Origin of the sequence: Pseudomonas sp. KU43P (assembly GCF_033095865.1) — a bacterium.
Classification (GTDB): domain Bacteria; phylum Pseudomonadota; class Gammaproteobacteria; order Pseudomonadales; family Pseudomonadaceae; genus Aquipseudomonas.
In genome coordinates this window covers 2,093,463-2,108,815 of record NZ_AP019365.1, presented here as the reverse complement: position 1 = coordinate 2,108,815, position 15,353 = coordinate 2,093,463, and the positions used below count along the sequence as shown (strand labels likewise).

The following is a 15,353-nucleotide window of genomic DNA, read 5'->3' as shown; positions in this document are numbered from 1 at the left end:
AGACGGCCATGTACCCAGTAATGAACACGGCCAGCAAGGCCAACGGCCTGATCTTCGCCCTGGTGCTGGGGGCGATGTTCATCTACTCGCTGCCGCCGGTGGTGAGCTTCGCCCGCACCTCGACCGACACCTGGAACCTGTTCGTCGACGGCAAACTGCTGCGCAAGTTCGAACAGGCCTACGACAAGCGTTTCTTCCTGCGTGACCCTTCGGTGGAGCTGTGGGCCGATGCCCAGTTCCACCTGTTCGGCGAAGGCACCAAGGGCGTGGTGCTGGGCAAGGAGGGTTGGCTCTACACCAACCAGGAGTACCGCGTGCCCTACGACCTGGACGCCAACCTGGCCAGCCAGCTCGCGCAGATTACCAAGGTGCAGGCGCAACTGGCCGAGCATGGCAAGCAGCTGGTGATCCTGCCGTTGCCGATGAAGCTGGACGTGTACGCGGCCCATGCCCAACAGGCCTTCGACCCACGGGTGAGCAGCCTCTACGACCGCTTTGTCGGTGAGCTGCAGAGCCGCCAGCTGGACGTGGTACCGCTGCGTTCTGCCTTCCTCGCCAACCTCAACGGCCCACAACTGTTCCTCAAGTCCGACACCCACTGGAGCCCGGAAGGCGCGCGGCTGTCGGCCTACGAGCTGGCGCGCCAGCGCCCGCAGTTGCTCGGTGATCAGGTGTACGTGTCGCACAAGGCCGGCGAGAAGAGCGTCAAGGGCGACCTGATGAACTACCTCCAGTTCGACCACGCCCGCCTGGCACCGCAATACGGCCCCAACCCGATCGCCCTGTACGAAACCCTCAAGGCCGAGCAGAAGGCCGACGACCTGTTCGCCGAGCAGGAGCAGAGCCTGCTGCTGGTAGGCACCAGCTACAGCAAGATCGACGACTGGAATTTCGTCGGCTTTCTCAAGGAGGCGCTCAACCGTGACCTGTTGAGCATCGCCGTGGAAGCCCGTGGCCCCTTCGAGGCGATGAACCAGTTCCTGGCCAGCGACCAGTTGGCCAACGCGCAGATCGACACCGTGGTCTGGGAATTCCCCCTGCGCACCCTGCTCGCCCACCGGCCCGGTTCACTCAGCCACAGCGCCACACCCCAACATTTCTGACGAATCATGGAGAACCTGATGAAACTGACCCACCTGTTCGCTGCCATCGCCCTGGCCACCGCCAGCCACGCCACCCTGGCCGCCGAGGGCAACGCCGACCTGTACGACGCCGTGGCCCCGGCCGACTCGGCCTTCGTGCGCGTGCTGAACCTGTCCGACAGCAACATCGACGTGACCCTCAGCGGCAAGGTCAACCCGCAGCGGGTCGCTGCCGGCCAGATCAGCGGCTACCGCTTCACCCCCGCCGGCCCGCACAAGATCGCCGTGGGCAGCAAGGCCATCGAGCCGCAGCTCAAGGCCAATGCCGCCAGCACCGTGATCTTCGATGGCAAGCAACTGACCCTGATCAGCGACAAGTATGTCAACGAGCCGAAAAAGGCCCAGATCGCCTTCTACAACCTGACCCCGACCCAGACTGCGTTGAAGACTTCCGATGGCAAGCACGAAGTGGTCGCACCGCTGGGCAACGGCCAGACCGGCACGCGCATGGTCAACGAGATCAAGATCGACTTCGCCGCCTACGCCCAGGACACCAAGGTCGCCAGCTTCGACGAGCAGTTCCTCAAGAAGGGCCGCTCCTACAGCTATGTGCTGCTGCCGGGCAACCGCAGCATGACCCTGGCCAACAGCATCGACCCCACCGAGTGACGCCCCACGCTGCAAGGATGAATGGCACATGAAGACGCTTCTAACCTCCGCCCTCGGCCTGGCCATGACGTTGCTGAGCCTGTCCGGGCAGGCCGCCCCGGCGGGCAAGGCCGGCTGTGAAAACCTGCAATGCATGGTCTGCCCGGCGCTGAGCGACCCGCAACGCTATGGCGAAGGGCGCATGAAGCTGATGCGCGAGATCGTGCCCGGCAAGGACCGCTGGCTGTTCCGCTCGATGGTCGACCTGACCAACGACTTTGGCATCCCTGCCCCCATGCGCCCGGAGTTCGCCCGCCTGATGCAGGCCTTCGAGCGCCAGGGCATCCATGTGGCCATGGCGATCCAGCCGACCCGCGGGCTGATGCACCGTGACAAGCTGCTGCCCGGCCAACTGCACGGCTTCGACTACGCCCGCGCCAGCAGCAACCTGGGCGCCTACCTGGGGCAGCTTCGCCAGGGTGGCGCGGTGGTGGCGCCGATGATGCAACTGGTGCAGCAGCCGCCCAAGGACGAGTACTTCTTCCGCCGCGACCACCACTGGACGCCCCACGGTGCCGAGGCCACCGCCAGGCTGATGGCCGATGAAATCCGCCGGCAACCGTTCTACGCCGGGTTGGCCAGGAAGGCCTACCGCACCGAACCCGGGGTGATGGTGCCCAAGGACGGTACGCTGAACCTGGCGCTGAGCTACATCTGTGGCAACAACTATGGTTTCCAGTACGTGCGCGGCTATCAGACCATCCCCGAGGCCGCTGGCGCCGATGCGCTGTTCGACGAAGCGCCCGACCCCGAGGTGATCTTGGTCGGCGACAGTAACGCAGCGGCCCGTGAGGACGAGAGCAAGCAGTTCAACTTCGATGGCTACCTGAAGCAGTACCTTGGGGTGGACATCCTCAACTATGCGTTGCCGGGGGTTGGCGAGGATGGCTCGTTGCTGGAGTACCTGCTGTCGAGCGACTACAAACCCAAGGCACCGCCCAAGCTGATCGTCTGGGAGCTGCCGGCCAACTACCGGCTCGACTCGCCGCTGATGTACCGCCAACTGGTGCCTGCGGTGCAGGGGGGGTGTTCGGCGTCCAGGGAAGTGCTGGGGTCGAAACTGCAACGCCCGGCGCTGAAGGTGGGCGAGCGGATCGAGCTGTTGAGCAATGCCGGCAGTGGGCGGCAGTCGCTGAGCGGTTCGAAGGGGTTTCTCGACATTCGCCTGAGTGACAAGAACGTCAAGGACTTCTACATCATCGTTTATTACGACAACGGGGCGCGGGACAAGGTGTGGTTCCGCCGTGAGGCGGCGGTGACCGGGGGGCAGTACTACCTGGAGCTGAGCAAGGACCCAGCGTTTGCAGGGGCCAACTTGTTGTCGGTGTTCATGGAGCCGACCAAGGCGGGGGCTGCGGCTACCGATGTGGAGACTCGACTGTGTCTGTGACCCCCATCGCCGGCAAGCCGGCTCCCACAGGGATCTCCAGCGCCCACGCGATGAGTGTGGGAGCTGGCTTGCCAGCGATGGGCCGCAAAGCGGCCCCGCTTTGGCTGGCTATCGCCCTGCTGGCCCCCCAAGCCCACGCCGCCCAATCCATCTGGCCCCCCCACAGCACGCCACAGTCGGCGATGATCGCCGACTACCGCACCCTGTCCTGCACCCGGGAGCCCCCCGCGCCCTATACCGGCGCCCTGCACCTGCAAAGCAAGTACGACCAGCGCGACGCCAGCAAGTCGACCCTGCGCAGCAGCCCTGACGCCGACAGCGAACGCATCGGCAAGCAGGTCAAGCAGTTCGTCGGCGGCCTGATCTACGCCAGCAAGCACTTCCAGCGCGCCAGCAAACCCCAGGAAGCCAACATGGCCCTGGCCTGCCAGGACCAGTGGCTGCAGCGCTGGGCCGAAGCCGGCGCCCTGCTCAACCCCGACGCCAGCGGCACCGGCATGGCCGCGCGCAAATGGGCGCTGGCGGCCATGGCCGGCAGCGTGCTGCTGACCCAGGCCGCCAGCGACGGCAAGCTGCAACTGAGCCCCGCGCAAAAAACCTGGTTCACCCGCCTGGGTGAACGGGTGATCGCCGAATACGACCCGCGCCGCACGGCCAGCGGTGTTTACTTCAACAACCACGACTATTGGGCCGCCTGGGCCGTGGCCGCCGCGGGCATGCTGGTGGGCCGCGACGACTTCATCCAGTGGGCAGACGGCAACCTGCGCCGGGGCCTCGCCCAGGCCGTGCGCAGCAGCGACGGCAGTTATGCCTACCTGCCGCTGGAGGTGGCCCGCAGCAAGCTGGCCGCCACCTACAGCCAGTACGCCCTGGTGCCGCTGGTGCTGCTGGCCGAATCGGCGCGGGCCAACGGCCTGCCGTGGAGCGCCGACGACCAGCACACCCTCGACCTGCTGGCCAACTTCGCCGCCCGCAGCGTGCTCGCCCCGGATGAGCTGCCCGAACTCAAGGGCCAGTCACAGACGGAGGTGGCGCCCTACAAGCTGGCCTGGCTGATCCCGTTCCTGCAGCGCAACCCGCACCATGCTCTGGCGCGCCAGCTGTACGACAGCGAAGACGGCGAGGTGGACAACTACAGCCAGCTCGGTGGCCCGCTCAAACCCTTCTATTCGCCCCTGCCCGGATCAAGGAGCTGACCCATGGCCGCCCTCGCCCGCTTTTCCGTTACCTGCCTGGCCGCCCTGTGCCTGGCCGGCACCGCCCATGCCGCCAGCCAGACGCTGCCGGTCAACGCATCGGTTACCGCACTGCCCCAGGACCAGCGCCAGCTCAAGGTCGACCAGTTGCGCCAGCAGGTGCGCCAGGCAGTAGCCTTCCAGCAAGGCGAACGCCCGCGCCCGGCAGGCCGCGCCAGCGTCAGCTTGCAACCGATGTTCTCGGCCCAGGCCGGTAGCTGGCCGTTCGAGCCCTTCGTCAACAACGGCCTGTTCCGTGCCATTGCCGGTTACCAGGCGCACCACCCGCAAGTGGTACAGCTGCGTGGCGGCAGCATCACCCTGGCGCAACTGCACGATGCGCTCGACGACCCGCGCATCCTCAAGCGCTACAAGGACGGCTACCTGCTCAGCTATCCGTTGCTGATCGGTGCCGATGCCGGTTTGCTGATCGAAGGCACCAGCCTGTACCTGTCGAGCTATTCCGGCACGGCGCTGATCAATCAGGGCTGGCTGGGGCTCAACCAGTCGAACCTGGAAAGCATGGCCGGCGACCAGCCCAGCGCCACCGAACGCGCCTGGCGGCCGTTCGTGGTGGCCTGGGCCGGCAGCCATACCCAAGTGCTCGGCTCGACCCTCAAGCGCCTGGGTTACAACGCCAACCTCTCGCGCGGCCTGACCACCGCCCTGAGCGCCCAGCAGGCGGCAGGCACACGCCTGGCCACGGTGATCATCCGTGACAGCCACTTCAGCGAGATGTCCAGCGCAGTAGAGTTGCAGCACAGCCAGGCGACCATCAGCACCAGCCAGTTCGAGCAGTCGCAGCAGTACGCCATCGACGTGCGCGACAGCCAGCTCAAGCTGCAGGGCAACCAGCTGCGCGGCATCGACAACAACAGCGGCGTGCGCCTGCGCGGGCAGACCCGTGCGTGGGTGGAAGGCAACCTGATCCTTGGTGCAGCCAAGGCGGCCATCGAGGTCAGCGAACAGCAGGGGGCGGTGTTGCTGGCAAGTAACCGTATTGGCGACAGCCGCGGCAATGGCATTCAATTGCGCAACCTGGCGCCAAGCGTGGCGGCACCACTGGTGATCGACGACAACCTGCTGGCCAGCAGCCAGGGCAGCGCGGTGGATGCCAGCGAGGTGGGCGCCGTGGCGTTGCTCGACAACCGCATCGGCAATACCTCGGAATATGCCGTGAGCGTGCGCAACTCAACGCCGCTGCCGGGGCCGCTGGTGCTCAGCGGCAACCGCCTGGGCCAGGTGGGCAAGGCACTGGTGCGGGTGGAGGGGGTGCGGGATGTGGTGCTGGGGGCGAACCGCTATGAGGGCAAGCCGTTGCTGCAGAACCTGTTGATCGGTGATCTGTTGCCGTTGCAGGGGCAGTTGCTGGAAGCGACTGTGGGCCAGGGTGGGACGGTGCGGGTGCAGCAGCAGTGAGACACCTCTTGCGGTGATTGTTCTGGCCCTATCGCCGGCAAGCCGGCTCCCACACCGGTCGTGTCGACGCTGCAATCCCTTGTGGGAGCCGGCTTGCCGGCGATGGGGCCGAACAGATCAGATGATTCGCCGCTGCATGCGCACGAAACAGTCATCCTCCCCCATCTCGACAAACCCATGGCGCAGGTACAGACGCCGCGCCGGGTTGCTCTTGAACACCATCAACCTCAGCAAAGGCAAGCGCCGCTGCCCAGCCCAACACGCCAGTTGCTCCAGCACCCAACTGCCCACCCCGCGCCCACGCTGCTCCGGCACCAGGTGCAGCTCCCGGATGAACAGCGCCTGGCGATCCTGACTGAGGCTGCAAAAGCCCAGCACGCTCTCTCCGTCAACGATCAGCCACTGCTCGCGCCAGCTCCACGCCTGGTCGAACGCCTCCTCGATCCACAGCAGATCGAACTCGCGGTAATAAGGCAGCATCGCCCGGCGCGTAAGGCCCCGGGCAAAGGTGCAATCCCGCTCGCTGGCGGGTTTGAGTTCAAGGGGCATAACACACCGGCGAACTGCCCGGCCCCCGCCGCTCCCATTCCTCTTCGAGCCACGCGGCCAGCACCTGGGCATTGTTGTGCTCGGTATCCTTGCCGGCATACAGCAGGGTCAGGTCACCCTTGGCCATCAGGTCCAGCAGCGGGTACCAATGCTCGGGGTGCGCCGCCAACTCCTGCCGATAGCGCTGGGTGAAACCGCTGAAGTCCACCTCACCCAGGTGAAACGCCTTGCGCAATTGCGCCGACGGCGCCACCTCGCGCAACCACGCACCCTGCAACGCGTCCTTGCGTTTGTTGCGCGGCCACAGGCGGTCGACCAGCACACGCTGGCCATCGCCTTGGTCGACCGCGTCATAGACGCGCTTGCAGCGAATCATGGGGTTCTCCTGCCTTTACCACTCGTCTTGAGCCTAGGTAATTCATTGACCGAGGTCACGTCCCGGTAAGGATTTGTTCCTATGCTGACAGCCTTCGGCATCTTCGCCTGAAGCCACTCGGAGCCACCATGGCAACCCCGTCATTGGCCAGCCAGCCGCAACTGGCCCACCGCGATTCCCGCCCGCAGCTCTCGCACAAACCCGGGCGCGCCACCTTATTTCTGTTCTTCGGCCTGCTCATGGCCGGCATCGCCTACACCGCCTGGAGCCTCAAGCAAGACGTCAGTGCCAGCGGCACCGTGATCACCACGGTCACGCCGTTTCTGCTGCTGGGCCTGGCGCTGTTGATCGCCCTGGGCTTCGAATTCGTCAATGGCTTCCACGATACCGCCAATGCAGTGGCCACGGTGATTTATACCCACTCGTTGCCGGCGCCGGTGGCGGTGGTCTGGTCAGGGCTGTGCAACTTCCTTGGCGTGCTGCTTTCCAGCGGCGCGGTAGCGTTCGGCATCATTGCCCTGCTGCCGGTGGAGTTGATCCTGAAGGTGGGCTCCACGGCAGGGTTTGCCATGGTCTTCGCCTTGCTGCTGGCCGCAATCATCTGGAACCTCGGCACCTGGTGGCTGGGCTTGCCGGCGTCCTCTTCGCATACGCTGATCGGCTCGATCATCGGCGTGGGCGTGGCCAACGCCCTGATGCACGGGCGTGACGGCACCAGCGGGGTGGACTGGAGCCAGGCCAGCAAGGTCGGCTATGCCCTGCTGTTCTCGCCGCTGATCGGCTTTGCCTGCGCGGCCCTGCTGCTGCTTTCCCTGCGGGCACTGCTCAAGCGCAAGGCGTTGTACCAGGCGCCTGAAGGCCGCACGCCGCCACCGTGGTGGATACGGGGCGTACTGATCCTGACCTGCACCGGGGTGTCGTTCGCCCACGGCTCCAACGATGGGCAAAAAGGCATGGGCCTGATCATGCTGATCCTGGTCGGTACCCTGCCGATGGCCTACGCACTGAACAAGACCATGCCCAGCGAGCAGGCGCTGCAGTTTTCCGCCGTCGCCGAGGTCACCCGACAAGCCTTGGTGCGCACCGACCCAACCCCGTTGCCCGGTGACCCGCGCCTGGTGCTGACCGCCTTCATCTCCGAGCCCAAGGCCGCCCCGCAACTGGTACCTGCCCTCGCCTCGCTGACCGGCATGATCGGCGAAGAAGTCAAAGGCTATGGCTCGCTCAAGCGCGTGCCGGCCGAAGCCATGGCCAACGTGCGCAACGACATGTACCTGACCAGCGAAGCGATCCGCCTGATGGAGAAGAACCAGCTGGTGACCTTCGATGCCGATACCCGCAGCCACCTGCAACTGTTCAAGACTCAACTGGACGACGCCACCCGCTACATCCCGTTGTGGGTCAAGGTGGCCGTGGCCATCGCCCTGGGGCTGGGCACCATGGTTGGCTGGCGGCGCATCGTGGTGACGGTGGGCGAGAAGATCGGCAAAACCCACCTGAGCTATGCCCAGGGCGCTTCGGCCGAAGTGGTGGCGATGTGCACCATCGGCGCGGCGGACATGTTCGGGTTACCGGTATCGACCACCCATGTGCTGAGTTCCGGCGTGGCCGGGACCATGGTTGCCAATGGTTCGGGGATTCAGAAGCGCACGCTGATCAACCTGCTGATGGCCTGGGTGCTGACCTTGCCGGCGGCGATGCTGTTGGCGGGGAGCCTGTACTGGCTGCTCAACCAGATTTTTTGAGCTGACGGGGCTGGCCCTATCGCCGGCAAGCCGGCTCCCACACCGATCGCGTGGGAGCCGGCTTGCCGGCGATAGGGCCAGACCTGCCTTCAACCCGGAATTTTCAGGCCACGCTGCACCGCTGGCCGCTCGAGGAAATTGGCCAGTACGCGCTGCACTTCCTGGAACGCATCGAACCCCACCAAATCCCGCGCGTTGTAACGCTCCACCAGGTTGCGCACCCAGGGGAAGATGGCGATGTCGGCAATGCTGTACTCGTCGACCATCCACTCCCTGCCCTTCAAATGCCGATCCAGCACACCCAGCAGGCGCTTCGATTCGTTGACGTAACGGTCACGGGGGCGCTTGTCTTCGTATTCCTTGCCGGCAAAGAAGTGGAAGAAGCCGACCTGGCCGAACATCGGCCCGATGCCGCCCATCTGGAACATCAGCCACTGAATAGTCTGGTAACGGGTGGCGGGGTCCTGGCTCAGCAGTTTCCCGCTCTTTTCGGCCAGGTACTGCAGGATCGCCCCCGACTCGAACAGCGGCAGCGGTTGGCCGCCCGGCCCGTTGGGGTCGAGAATCGCCGGGATCTTGTTGTTGGCGCTGAGGGAGATGAATTCCGGGCTCATCTGGTCGTCGCTGTCGAAGCTGACCTTGTGCGGCTCATAGGCCAGGCCGATCTCCTCCAGCATGATCGACACCTTCACGCCATTGGGCGTGGGCAACGAATACAGCTGCAGGCGCTCGGGGTGCTGCGCGGGCCATTTGCGGGTGATGGGGAATGCGCTGAGATCGGTCATGCTCGGTCCCTGGAAGAGTGGAAGTGACCACTTTAGGGACAACAGCGGGGTTTGACCACCTCGATGAAAACGACCGAAGGCGCGGCTGGGCGCCGCGCCTTGGCCAGGGTCAGAAGCGTGGCGCCACCGTCTCGGCACCTTGCGAAATGATCACCTCGACCCGGCGGTTGAGCTGACGCGATTGCGCATCGTCATTGCTCGCCACCGGGTACTCCTTGCCGTAACCCGCGCTGGTGATGCGCTCGGCGGCGACACCCTGGCGACGCAGGGCGTTGGCCACCGAAGCGGCGCGGCGCTCGGACAGCTGCTGGTTCAAGGCATCGCTGCCGGTCGAGTCGGTGAATCCTTCCACCAGCACCCTACGTTCCGGGTTGGCCTGCAGGTAGCCAGCCAGTTGCTGGATATTCCGATGGTTCGCACTGCGCAGCTCGGCGCGCCCGGTGTCGAACAGGACATCACCGAAGGTCACCACCATGCCGCGCTCGGTCTGCTTGGCCTTGAGCGACTGCAGGGCCTTGAGCTGGGCGGTACGCACGTCCAGGCGGGCCTGGGTACGCTGCGCCTCGATGCCCTGCAGGTCTTTTTCCGCCTGGCGTAGCACGATGGTTTGCTCGGCGGTTTCGATCTTGCGCTGGGCCAGGTAGGCCAATTGTTCGACCTCGGCCGAGCGGCGATCCTTCAGCGAGGCGACTTCAGCCTTGCCCAGGGCGACGTAGGCCTCCTGGGTTTCCAGGGCAGCGATGCGAGCGGATTGTGGCTTGCTTTGCAGCAGCGAATACGATTCACGCGCTTCGAGCAGCGTGGCGTTTTCCGGCGTCGTGCTGCAGCCGGCCAACAGCAGGCCGACCACGGCAACAGTGGAATGCAGATAGCGTTTGGACATGTTCGGTGCCTTTATTGAGCAGTGTTGGCAGGGTTGCTGTCCGGTGCATCGAGCATTTCCTGCCTGAGCACTTCGATCCCCTTGCGGGCGATCTCCAGCTGTTCCTGGTTCTTGGCGGCCAGCGCCTTGCGTTCGGCAAGGCGCGCATCCGCCTCGGCCAGCTCGGCCAGGGCGCGCACCTGTTTCAGGTCTTGCTGGCCAAGTGCGCGGTCCATGGCGGCGAGTTTGTCCTGGGCGGCGCGCATCTCGACCGGTGCGTACTGGGTGGCATCGGCAGACACGGCACGGTTGACCGCGCTGCGGGTCAGCTCGATCTGTTCGCTGGGCACGACGGCGCCGGCGCAACCGCCGAGCAGCAACAACAACCCGGTGGTAGACAGGGCTTTGCTAGTGAATCTGGCACGCATGAAGGATCTCCTTGTATGCGCCTGCGACAAGCCGGGCACACAGCTACCGCCGTGGCCGGAGTGTCATTGCAGAGGGTGGATTGACCCAGGACGTTCGTGAGAGCCCCGGCCGCGTCAGCAGGCCGGGAGAGGTACGGATTTGCGGGGAACAGTGAACATCCTGGGCTTCTTGTAGTGAAAACGCCGCCAGACTAGTCGGAGAGAAGAGCTATCCATATAGGATTTGTACCCTGAAACACTCAGGATTATTCAACAATAGTGCGCTTCAGAGCATGCGGTCAGGCTTGACCATGGGCCTTGAGCTTAAGCTTTTCGGTATCCACCCGGACGAATACCGAGTCGGCGCTGACAGTCAGCACATCGCCGGCCCAGACCTCGCACAGCACGCGGGTCTTGCGCCCCACTTCACCTTCCACGCGCGCCTTGAGCAGCAACTCGACGCCCATGGGCGTGGGCTTGAGGTAGTTCAGGCCCAGGCTGCCGGTGACGCAATCGATACGCGGCAGGGTGCCGGGCTCGCGGCCCTCGGCGCGGTAGTGGTAGGCCATGGCCGTCCAGTTGGAGTGGCAGTCGACCAGCATCGCCAGCAGGCCGCCGTAGACCAGGCCGGGCCAGCCGATGAACGTGCTGTCGGGGTTGTGCCGGCACAGCAGGTGGATACCGTCGCTGTCCCAGTGGCTTTGCAGATGCAGGCCGCTGGGGTGGGAGCAACCGCAGCCGTAGCAGGTGCCCTCGGGGGCGGCCAGGGCCTGGAGGGAAAGTGTGTGTTCGTTCATACGCTTCCTGTGCTTGTTGGAATGGGGGCGCGCAACACCCCCATTAGATCAGAAAGCTCAAGCCGTCTGCGCAACCACCTTGCCACCCTTCTGGGTCAGCGCAACCAGAAGGATGAACAGCGTTACCCCGGCCGTCATCAATGTTTCGTAACGGTAGGCATCGCTGAACAGCATGTAGCCCAACACCATCACGATGGTGCCGATCACCAGCCAGGTCAGCCACGGGAACAGCCACATCTTGAGCTCCAGCGGCCGCCCTTCGCGGTCGGCGCGGGCACGCATGCGCAGTTGCGACACGGCGATGACCAGGTACACCAGCAAGGCGATCGCGCCGGTGGTGGACAGCAGGAAGCCGAACACCTTGCCGGGGAAGACATAGTTGACGAAGCAACCGACGAAGCCTGCCAGGGTCGACAGGAGCACGGCCACGGTCGGTACACCTGCGCCGGAAATCCGTTTGGTCATGCTCAGCGCCTGGCCACGCGCACCCAGTGAATACAGCATCCGCGAAGCGGTATAGAGGCCGGAGTTCATGCAACTGGTCACCGCCACCAGCACCACCAGGTCGACCAGCAGCTTGGCACCCGGCACGTTGAGCACTTCCAGCACACGCTGGAACGAGCCCACCGCTTTGAGCCCCGGGTCGTTCCAGGCCACCAGCGACACCACCAGGAAGATCGACGCCAGGTAGAAGATCGCGATGCGGTACACCACCAGGTTAGTGGCGCGGCGGATCTTGTCTTTCGGGTTGGCGGTTTCATCGGCGGCGATGGTCACGATCTCGGCGCCGAAGAACGAGAAGATAGTGATCAGCACGCCACCGAGCACGGTGCCGAAGCCGTTGGGCATGAACCCGCCGTTGTCCCACAGGCGGCTCACGCCGGACACCTCGGCCAGCGGCCAGACGCCGAACACCGCCAGGCTGCAGACCACGATGAAGGCGATGATGGCCACTACCTTGACCAGGGCGAACCAGTACTCGAATGCACCGAAGTTCTTCACGCTGACCAGGTTGGTGCCCGACAGCAGGAACATGATCAGGAAGGCGAACAGCCAGGACGGCACGCCAGGGAAGTAGGCGTGCAGGATATCCGCGCCGGCGATGGCCTCGACCGGAATGATCAGTACCCAGAACCACCAGTACAGCCAGCCGATGGTAAAGCCCGCCCAGGGGCCGATGGCTTCGCTGGCATAGGTGGAGAACGAGCCGCTGTTGGGGTTGGCGATGGCCATTTCGCCGAGCATGCGCATCACCAGCAGCACCAGCAGGCCGGTCATGGCGTAGGAGATGAGAATGGCCGGGCCGGCGGTCGCGATGGCGTTGGACGAGCCAATGAACAGGCCGGCACCGATGATGCCGGCAATGGAAATCATGGACACCTGACGCGACGTCAGGCCGTGCTGCAAGGAACGCTGTTTGTTGTTGTCTAGCGAAGCCATGGAGAACCCTCGAATGGGTCGGCCGCCACACGGACGGCTGAAAAAGTTGGAGCAGAATTCTTGTAGGTGTCTTGCTCTTTTTTCTTGTTCTGAAGTTGCCGGTCGCGCACTTGCCTCCTCTTTGCATCACCGGTTGTAATCGTTGATCGAGGTCAGTATTAATCTATAGGCGCGGGTCAACAAACGACCTTTTCGAAGCACATGATTCCATTCAGGAATGAACTCCTTCCTTTTTTGCTCGGTAAACCCTTGCCATGTCCAAACGCCTGATGCCCTCCACCACCGCCTTGCAGTGCTTCGAAGCCGCCGCCCGCCACCTCAGCTTCACCCGCGCGGCGCAGGAGTTGCACCTGACCCAGAGCGCCGTGAGCAAGCAGGTTGCGCAACTGGAGGAGATGCTTGCCCATTCCCTGTTCCAGCGCATTCGACGGCGCCTGCACCTGACTCCCGCAGGCGCCCTGTACCTGACTGAAGTGAACAAGATCCTTACCCAGATCGACATGTCCAGCCGCTACATCCTCAGCTACGGCGACGAGACCGAAGTGCTGCGCATCGCCACCCAGCCGACCTTCGGCGCGCGCTGGCTGGTGCCCAGGCTCAAGGGCTTTGGCGATCGCCACCCGCGTATCCACCTGGACATCCGCAACGAACTGGAACCGTTCGATCTGGTGCAGGCCAAGGCCGACATCGCCTTTTTCTTCGGCCAGGGCACCTGGCCGGGGGCGACCTGCATCGAGCTGTTCAGCGAGGAAGTGGTGCCGGTGTGTGCGCCGCAACTGCGCGCCAGCCACCGTTTCGACAGTGCCCAGGCACTGACCGAGCACCGCCTGCTGCAGTGCGCGTCGCGCCCGGAGGCCTGGCACGAGTGGTTTCTCGGCCTGGGCCTGCATAGCCAGAACAGTTACCACGGGCCGCGCTTCGACACGTTCTACCTGTGCATTCGCGCGGCCATTGCCGGTTGCGGTATTGCCCTGATCCCGCGCTACCTGGTGGCCGAGGAGCTGAGCGAAGGCAAGCTGGTGGTGGCCTGGGATCACCCGGTGGCAAGCAATGGGCGGCACTTCATCGCCCATGCCGAGCATGCGGCGGAGGTGCCGAAGGTCAGGGCCTTCGTGCAGTGGATTCGGGAGCGAGTGGCTGAGGGGGATTGAAGGCGGCCGTTCTGGCCCCCGCACTTGCAAGAGCGGATTCATACAAGCCCGCGCAGGAAGATCACGAATCCATGGAATGATCGCAATCAAATAATTCGTTTGCGGAATAATGCCCGGGCGCGCTTCGATATTAAAAACTCGAACAAGGTCTGCGTGCCCCATGAACCAGGAAAGTATCAGCCAATCCATTGCCATCGTTCATCCGATCACACTTTCCCATGGCCGCAATGCCGAAGTCTGGGACACCAACGGCAAACGTTACATCGACTTCGTCGGCGGTATCGGCGTGCTCAACCTGGGCCATTGCAACCCGGCCGTGGTCGAGGCCATTCAAACTCAAGCCACGCGCCTGACCCACTACGCCTTCAACGCAGCCCCCCATGGCCCGTACCTGGCGCTGATGGAGCGCCTGCGCGAATTCGTCCCGGTCAGCTACCCGTTGGCCGGCATGCTCACCAACAGTGGCGCGGAAGCGGCGGAAAACGCCCTGAAAGTTGCCCGCGCCGCCACCGGCAAGCGCGCCATCATCGCTTTCGACGGCGGGTTCCATGGCCGCACCCTGGCCACCCTGAACCTCAACGGCAAGGTCGCCCCCTACAAGCAACGGGTGGGTGAACTGCCCGGCCCGGTCTACCACCTGCCCTACCCCAGCGCCGACACCGGCGTGACCTGCGAGCAGGCGCTCAAGGCCCTGGAGCGGCTGTTCAACGTCGAACTGGCCGTGGAGGACGTGGCAGCATTCATTTTCGAACCGGTGCAGGGCGAAGGCGGCTTCCTCGCCCTCGACCCGGCGTTCGCCCAAGCCCTGCGCCGCTTCTGCGACGAGCACGGGATACTGATCATCATCGACGAGATCCAGTCAGGCTTCGGCCGCACCAGCCAGCGCTTCGCCTTCCCGCGGCTTGGGATCGAGCCTGATCTGCTGCTGGTGGCAAAGAGCATCGCCGGCGGCATGCCACTGGGGGCGGTGGTCGGGCGCCAGGAACTGATGTCGGCCCTGCCCAAAGGCGGGCTGGGGGGCACCTACTCGGGCAACCCGATCGCCTGCGCGGCCGCCCTGGCGAGCCTTGCGCAGATGAGCGATGAGAATCTCGCCACCTGGGGCGAGCGTCAGGAGCAGGCGATCGTCCGCCGCGTGACACGCTGGCAAGGCACCTACCCGTTCATCGGCCGGTTGACCGGAATTGGCGCCATGCGCGGGATCGAGTTCGTCAATGCCGACGGCAGCCCAGCTCCGGCGCAACTGACCAAGGTAATGGACGCGGCGCGGGCCAAGGGGTTGCTGTTGATGCCCAGTGGCAAGGCGCGGCACATCATCCGCCTACTGGCGCCACTGACCATCGAGGCCGAGGTGCTCGAGGAAGGCCTGGATATCCTCGAGCAGTGCCTGGCGGCGCTGGGCTGAGG

15 protein-coding genes are annotated in these 15,353 nt (G+C 64.5%); 8 read left to right on the top strand and 7 right to left on the bottom strand.

From position 1 onward, the window contains the following. The first annotated feature begins 8 nt into the window (after positions 1-8). From KU43P_RS09535 to KU43P_RS09515, 5 genes are read left to right on the top strand one after another with little or no spacing between them, the layout of a single operon-like run. A complete protein-coding gene (locus KU43P_RS09535) occupies positions 9-1,103 on the top strand; it encodes an alginate O-acetyltransferase (RefSeq protein WP_317662566.1) in 1,095 nt (364 codons plus the stop codon). Positions 1,104-1,121: 18 nt separating this feature from the next. Then, a complete protein-coding gene (locus KU43P_RS09530) occupies positions 1,122-1,751 on the top strand; it encodes an alginate O-acetyltransferase AlgF (protein WP_317662564.1) in 630 nt (209 codons plus the stop codon). 28 nt (positions 1,752-1,779) lie between these two features. Then, a complete protein-coding gene (locus tag KU43P_RS09525) occupies positions 1,780-3,180 on the top strand; it encodes an alginate O-acetyltransferase AlgX-related protein (protein ID WP_317662562.1) in 1,401 nt (466 codons plus the stop codon). Continuing rightward, complete coding sequence (locus KU43P_RS09520; RefSeq protein ID WP_317662560.1) at positions 3,171-4,376, top strand: polysaccharide lyase; 1,206 nt, start codon at positions 3,171-3,173, stop codon at positions 4,374-4,376. Before KU43P_RS09525 ends, KU43P_RS09520 begins: the two co-directional genes overlap by 10 nt. 3 nt (positions 4,377-4,379) lie before the next feature. Further along, complete coding sequence (locus KU43P_RS09515) at positions 4,380-5,834, top strand: right-handed parallel beta-helix repeat-containing protein (protein WP_317662559.1); 1,455 nt, start codon at positions 4,380-4,382, stop codon at positions 5,832-5,834. Positions 5,835-5,951: 117 nt separating this feature from the next. Here the strand turns inward: KU43P_RS09515 and KU43P_RS09510 are convergent, their stop codons facing one another. Together KU43P_RS09510 and KU43P_RS09505 are read right to left on the bottom strand one after the other, a co-directional pair. Next, complete coding sequence (locus tag KU43P_RS09510) at positions 5,952-6,383, bottom strand: GNAT family N-acetyltransferase (protein ID WP_317662557.1); 432 nt, start codon at positions 6,381-6,383, stop codon at positions 5,952-5,954. Beyond that, positions 6,373-6,759 (bottom strand): DUF488 domain-containing protein, encoded by a 387-nt coding sequence (locus KU43P_RS09505; RefSeq protein ID WP_317662555.1) that lies wholly within the window; start codon positions 6,757-6,759, stop codon positions 6,373-6,375. Before KU43P_RS09505 ends, KU43P_RS09510 begins: the two co-directional genes overlap by 11 nt. A gap of 128 nt (positions 6,760-6,887) precedes the next feature. Between KU43P_RS09505 and KU43P_RS09500 the strand changes: the two genes are divergently transcribed. Beyond that, complete coding sequence (locus tag KU43P_RS09500) at positions 6,888-8,504, top strand: inorganic phosphate transporter (protein ID WP_317662553.1); 1,617 nt, start codon at positions 6,888-6,890, stop codon at positions 8,502-8,504. 89 nt (positions 8,505-8,593) lie between these two features. Here KU43P_RS09500 and KU43P_RS09495 read toward each other — a convergent pair whose 3' ends face one another. The 5 genes from KU43P_RS09495 to KU43P_RS09475 form a co-directional block, all read right to left on the bottom strand. After that, on the bottom strand, positions 8,594-9,289 hold the full coding sequence (locus tag KU43P_RS09495) for a glutathione S-transferase N-terminal domain-containing protein (RefSeq protein ID WP_317662552.1): 696 nt from the start codon (positions 9,287-9,289) through the stop codon (positions 8,594-8,596). A 109-nt stretch (positions 9,290-9,398) separates the two neighbouring features. Beyond that, positions 9,399-10,172, bottom strand: coding sequence for an OmpA family protein (locus KU43P_RS09490; RefSeq protein ID WP_317662550.1), 774 nt, complete (start codon positions 10,170-10,172; stop codon positions 9,399-9,401). A gap of 11 nt (positions 10,173-10,183) precedes the next feature. Continuing rightward, complete coding sequence (locus KU43P_RS09485; RefSeq protein ID WP_317662548.1) at positions 10,184-10,579, bottom strand: DUF4398 domain-containing protein; 396 nt, start codon at positions 10,577-10,579, stop codon at positions 10,184-10,186. Positions 10,580-10,857: 278 nt separating this feature from the next. Continuing rightward, positions 10,858-11,355 (bottom strand): PaaI family thioesterase, encoded by a 498-nt coding sequence (locus tag KU43P_RS09480; protein WP_317662546.1) that lies wholly within the window; start codon positions 11,353-11,355, stop codon positions 10,858-10,860. A 57-nt stretch (positions 11,356-11,412) separates the two neighbouring features. After that, positions 11,413-12,795, bottom strand: a complete 1,383-nt coding sequence (locus tag KU43P_RS09475; RefSeq protein ID WP_317662545.1) for an amino acid permease — start codon at positions 12,793-12,795, stop codon at positions 11,413-11,415. A gap of 254 nt (positions 12,796-13,049) precedes the next feature. Here KU43P_RS09475 and gcvA point away from each other — a divergent pair, with 254 nt between their 5' ends. Together gcvA and KU43P_RS09465 are read left to right on the top strand one after the other, a co-directional pair. Then, on the top strand, positions 13,050-13,946 hold the full coding sequence (gcvA, locus tag KU43P_RS09470; RefSeq protein WP_317662544.1) for a transcriptional regulator GcvA: 897 nt from the start codon (positions 13,050-13,052) through the stop codon (positions 13,944-13,946). A gap of 160 nt (positions 13,947-14,106) precedes the next feature. After that, on the top strand, positions 14,107-15,351 hold the full coding sequence (locus KU43P_RS09465) for an aspartate aminotransferase family protein (protein ID WP_317662543.1): 1,245 nt from the start codon (positions 14,107-14,109) through the stop codon (positions 15,349-15,351). Positions 15,352-15,353 lie beyond the last annotated feature (2 nt).

Bases quoted from the DNA above. Each gene is read 5' to 3' on its own strand.
- KU43P_RS09515 (WP_317662559.1), top strand. From the start codon at position 4,380: ATGGCCGCCCTCGCCCGCTTTTCCGTTACCTGCCTGGCCGCCCTGTGC.
- gcvA (WP_317662544.1), top strand. From the start codon at position 13,050: ATGTCCAAACGCCTGATGCCCTCCACCACCGCCTTGCAGTGCTTCGAA.
- KU43P_RS09535 (WP_317662566.1), top strand. From the start codon at position 9: ATGTACCCAGTAATGAACACGGCCAGCAAGGCCAACGGCCTGATCTTC.
- KU43P_RS09525 (WP_317662562.1), top strand. From the start codon at position 1,780: ATGAAGACGCTTCTAACCTCCGCCCTCGGCCTGGCCATGACGTTGCTG.
- KU43P_RS09490 (WP_317662550.1), bottom strand. From the start codon at position 10,172: ATGTCCAAACGCTATCTGCATTCCACTGTTGCCGTGGTCGGCCTGCTG.
- KU43P_RS09505 (WP_317662555.1), bottom strand. From the start codon at position 6,759: ATGATTCGCTGCAAGCGCGTCTATGACGCGGTCGACCAAGGCGATGGC.
- KU43P_RS09510 (WP_317662557.1), bottom strand. From the start codon at position 6,383: ATGCCCCTTGAACTCAAACCCGCCAGCGAGCGGGATTGCACCTTTGCC.
- KU43P_RS09530 (WP_317662564.1), top strand. From the start codon at position 1,122: ATGAAACTGACCCACCTGTTCGCTGCCATCGCCCTGGCCACCGCCAGC.
- KU43P_RS09465 (WP_317662543.1), top strand. From the start codon at position 14,107: ATGAACCAGGAAAGTATCAGCCAATCCATTGCCATCGTTCATCCGATC.
- KU43P_RS09500 (WP_317662553.1), top strand. From the start codon at position 6,888: ATGGCAACCCCGTCATTGGCCAGCCAGCCGCAACTGGCCCACCGCGAT.
- KU43P_RS09485 (WP_317662548.1), bottom strand. From the start codon at position 10,579: ATGCGTGCCAGATTCACTAGCAAAGCCCTGTCTACCACCGGGTTGTTG.
- KU43P_RS09475 (WP_317662545.1), bottom strand. From the start codon at position 12,795: ATGGCTTCGCTAGACAACAACAAACAGCGTTCCTTGCAGCACGGCCTG.
- KU43P_RS09480 (WP_317662546.1), bottom strand. From the start codon at position 11,355: ATGAACGAACACACACTTTCCCTCCAGGCCCTGGCCGCCCCCGAGGGC.
- KU43P_RS09495 (WP_317662552.1), bottom strand. From the start codon at position 9,289: ATGACCGATCTCAGCGCATTCCCCATCACCCGCAAATGGCCCGCGCAG.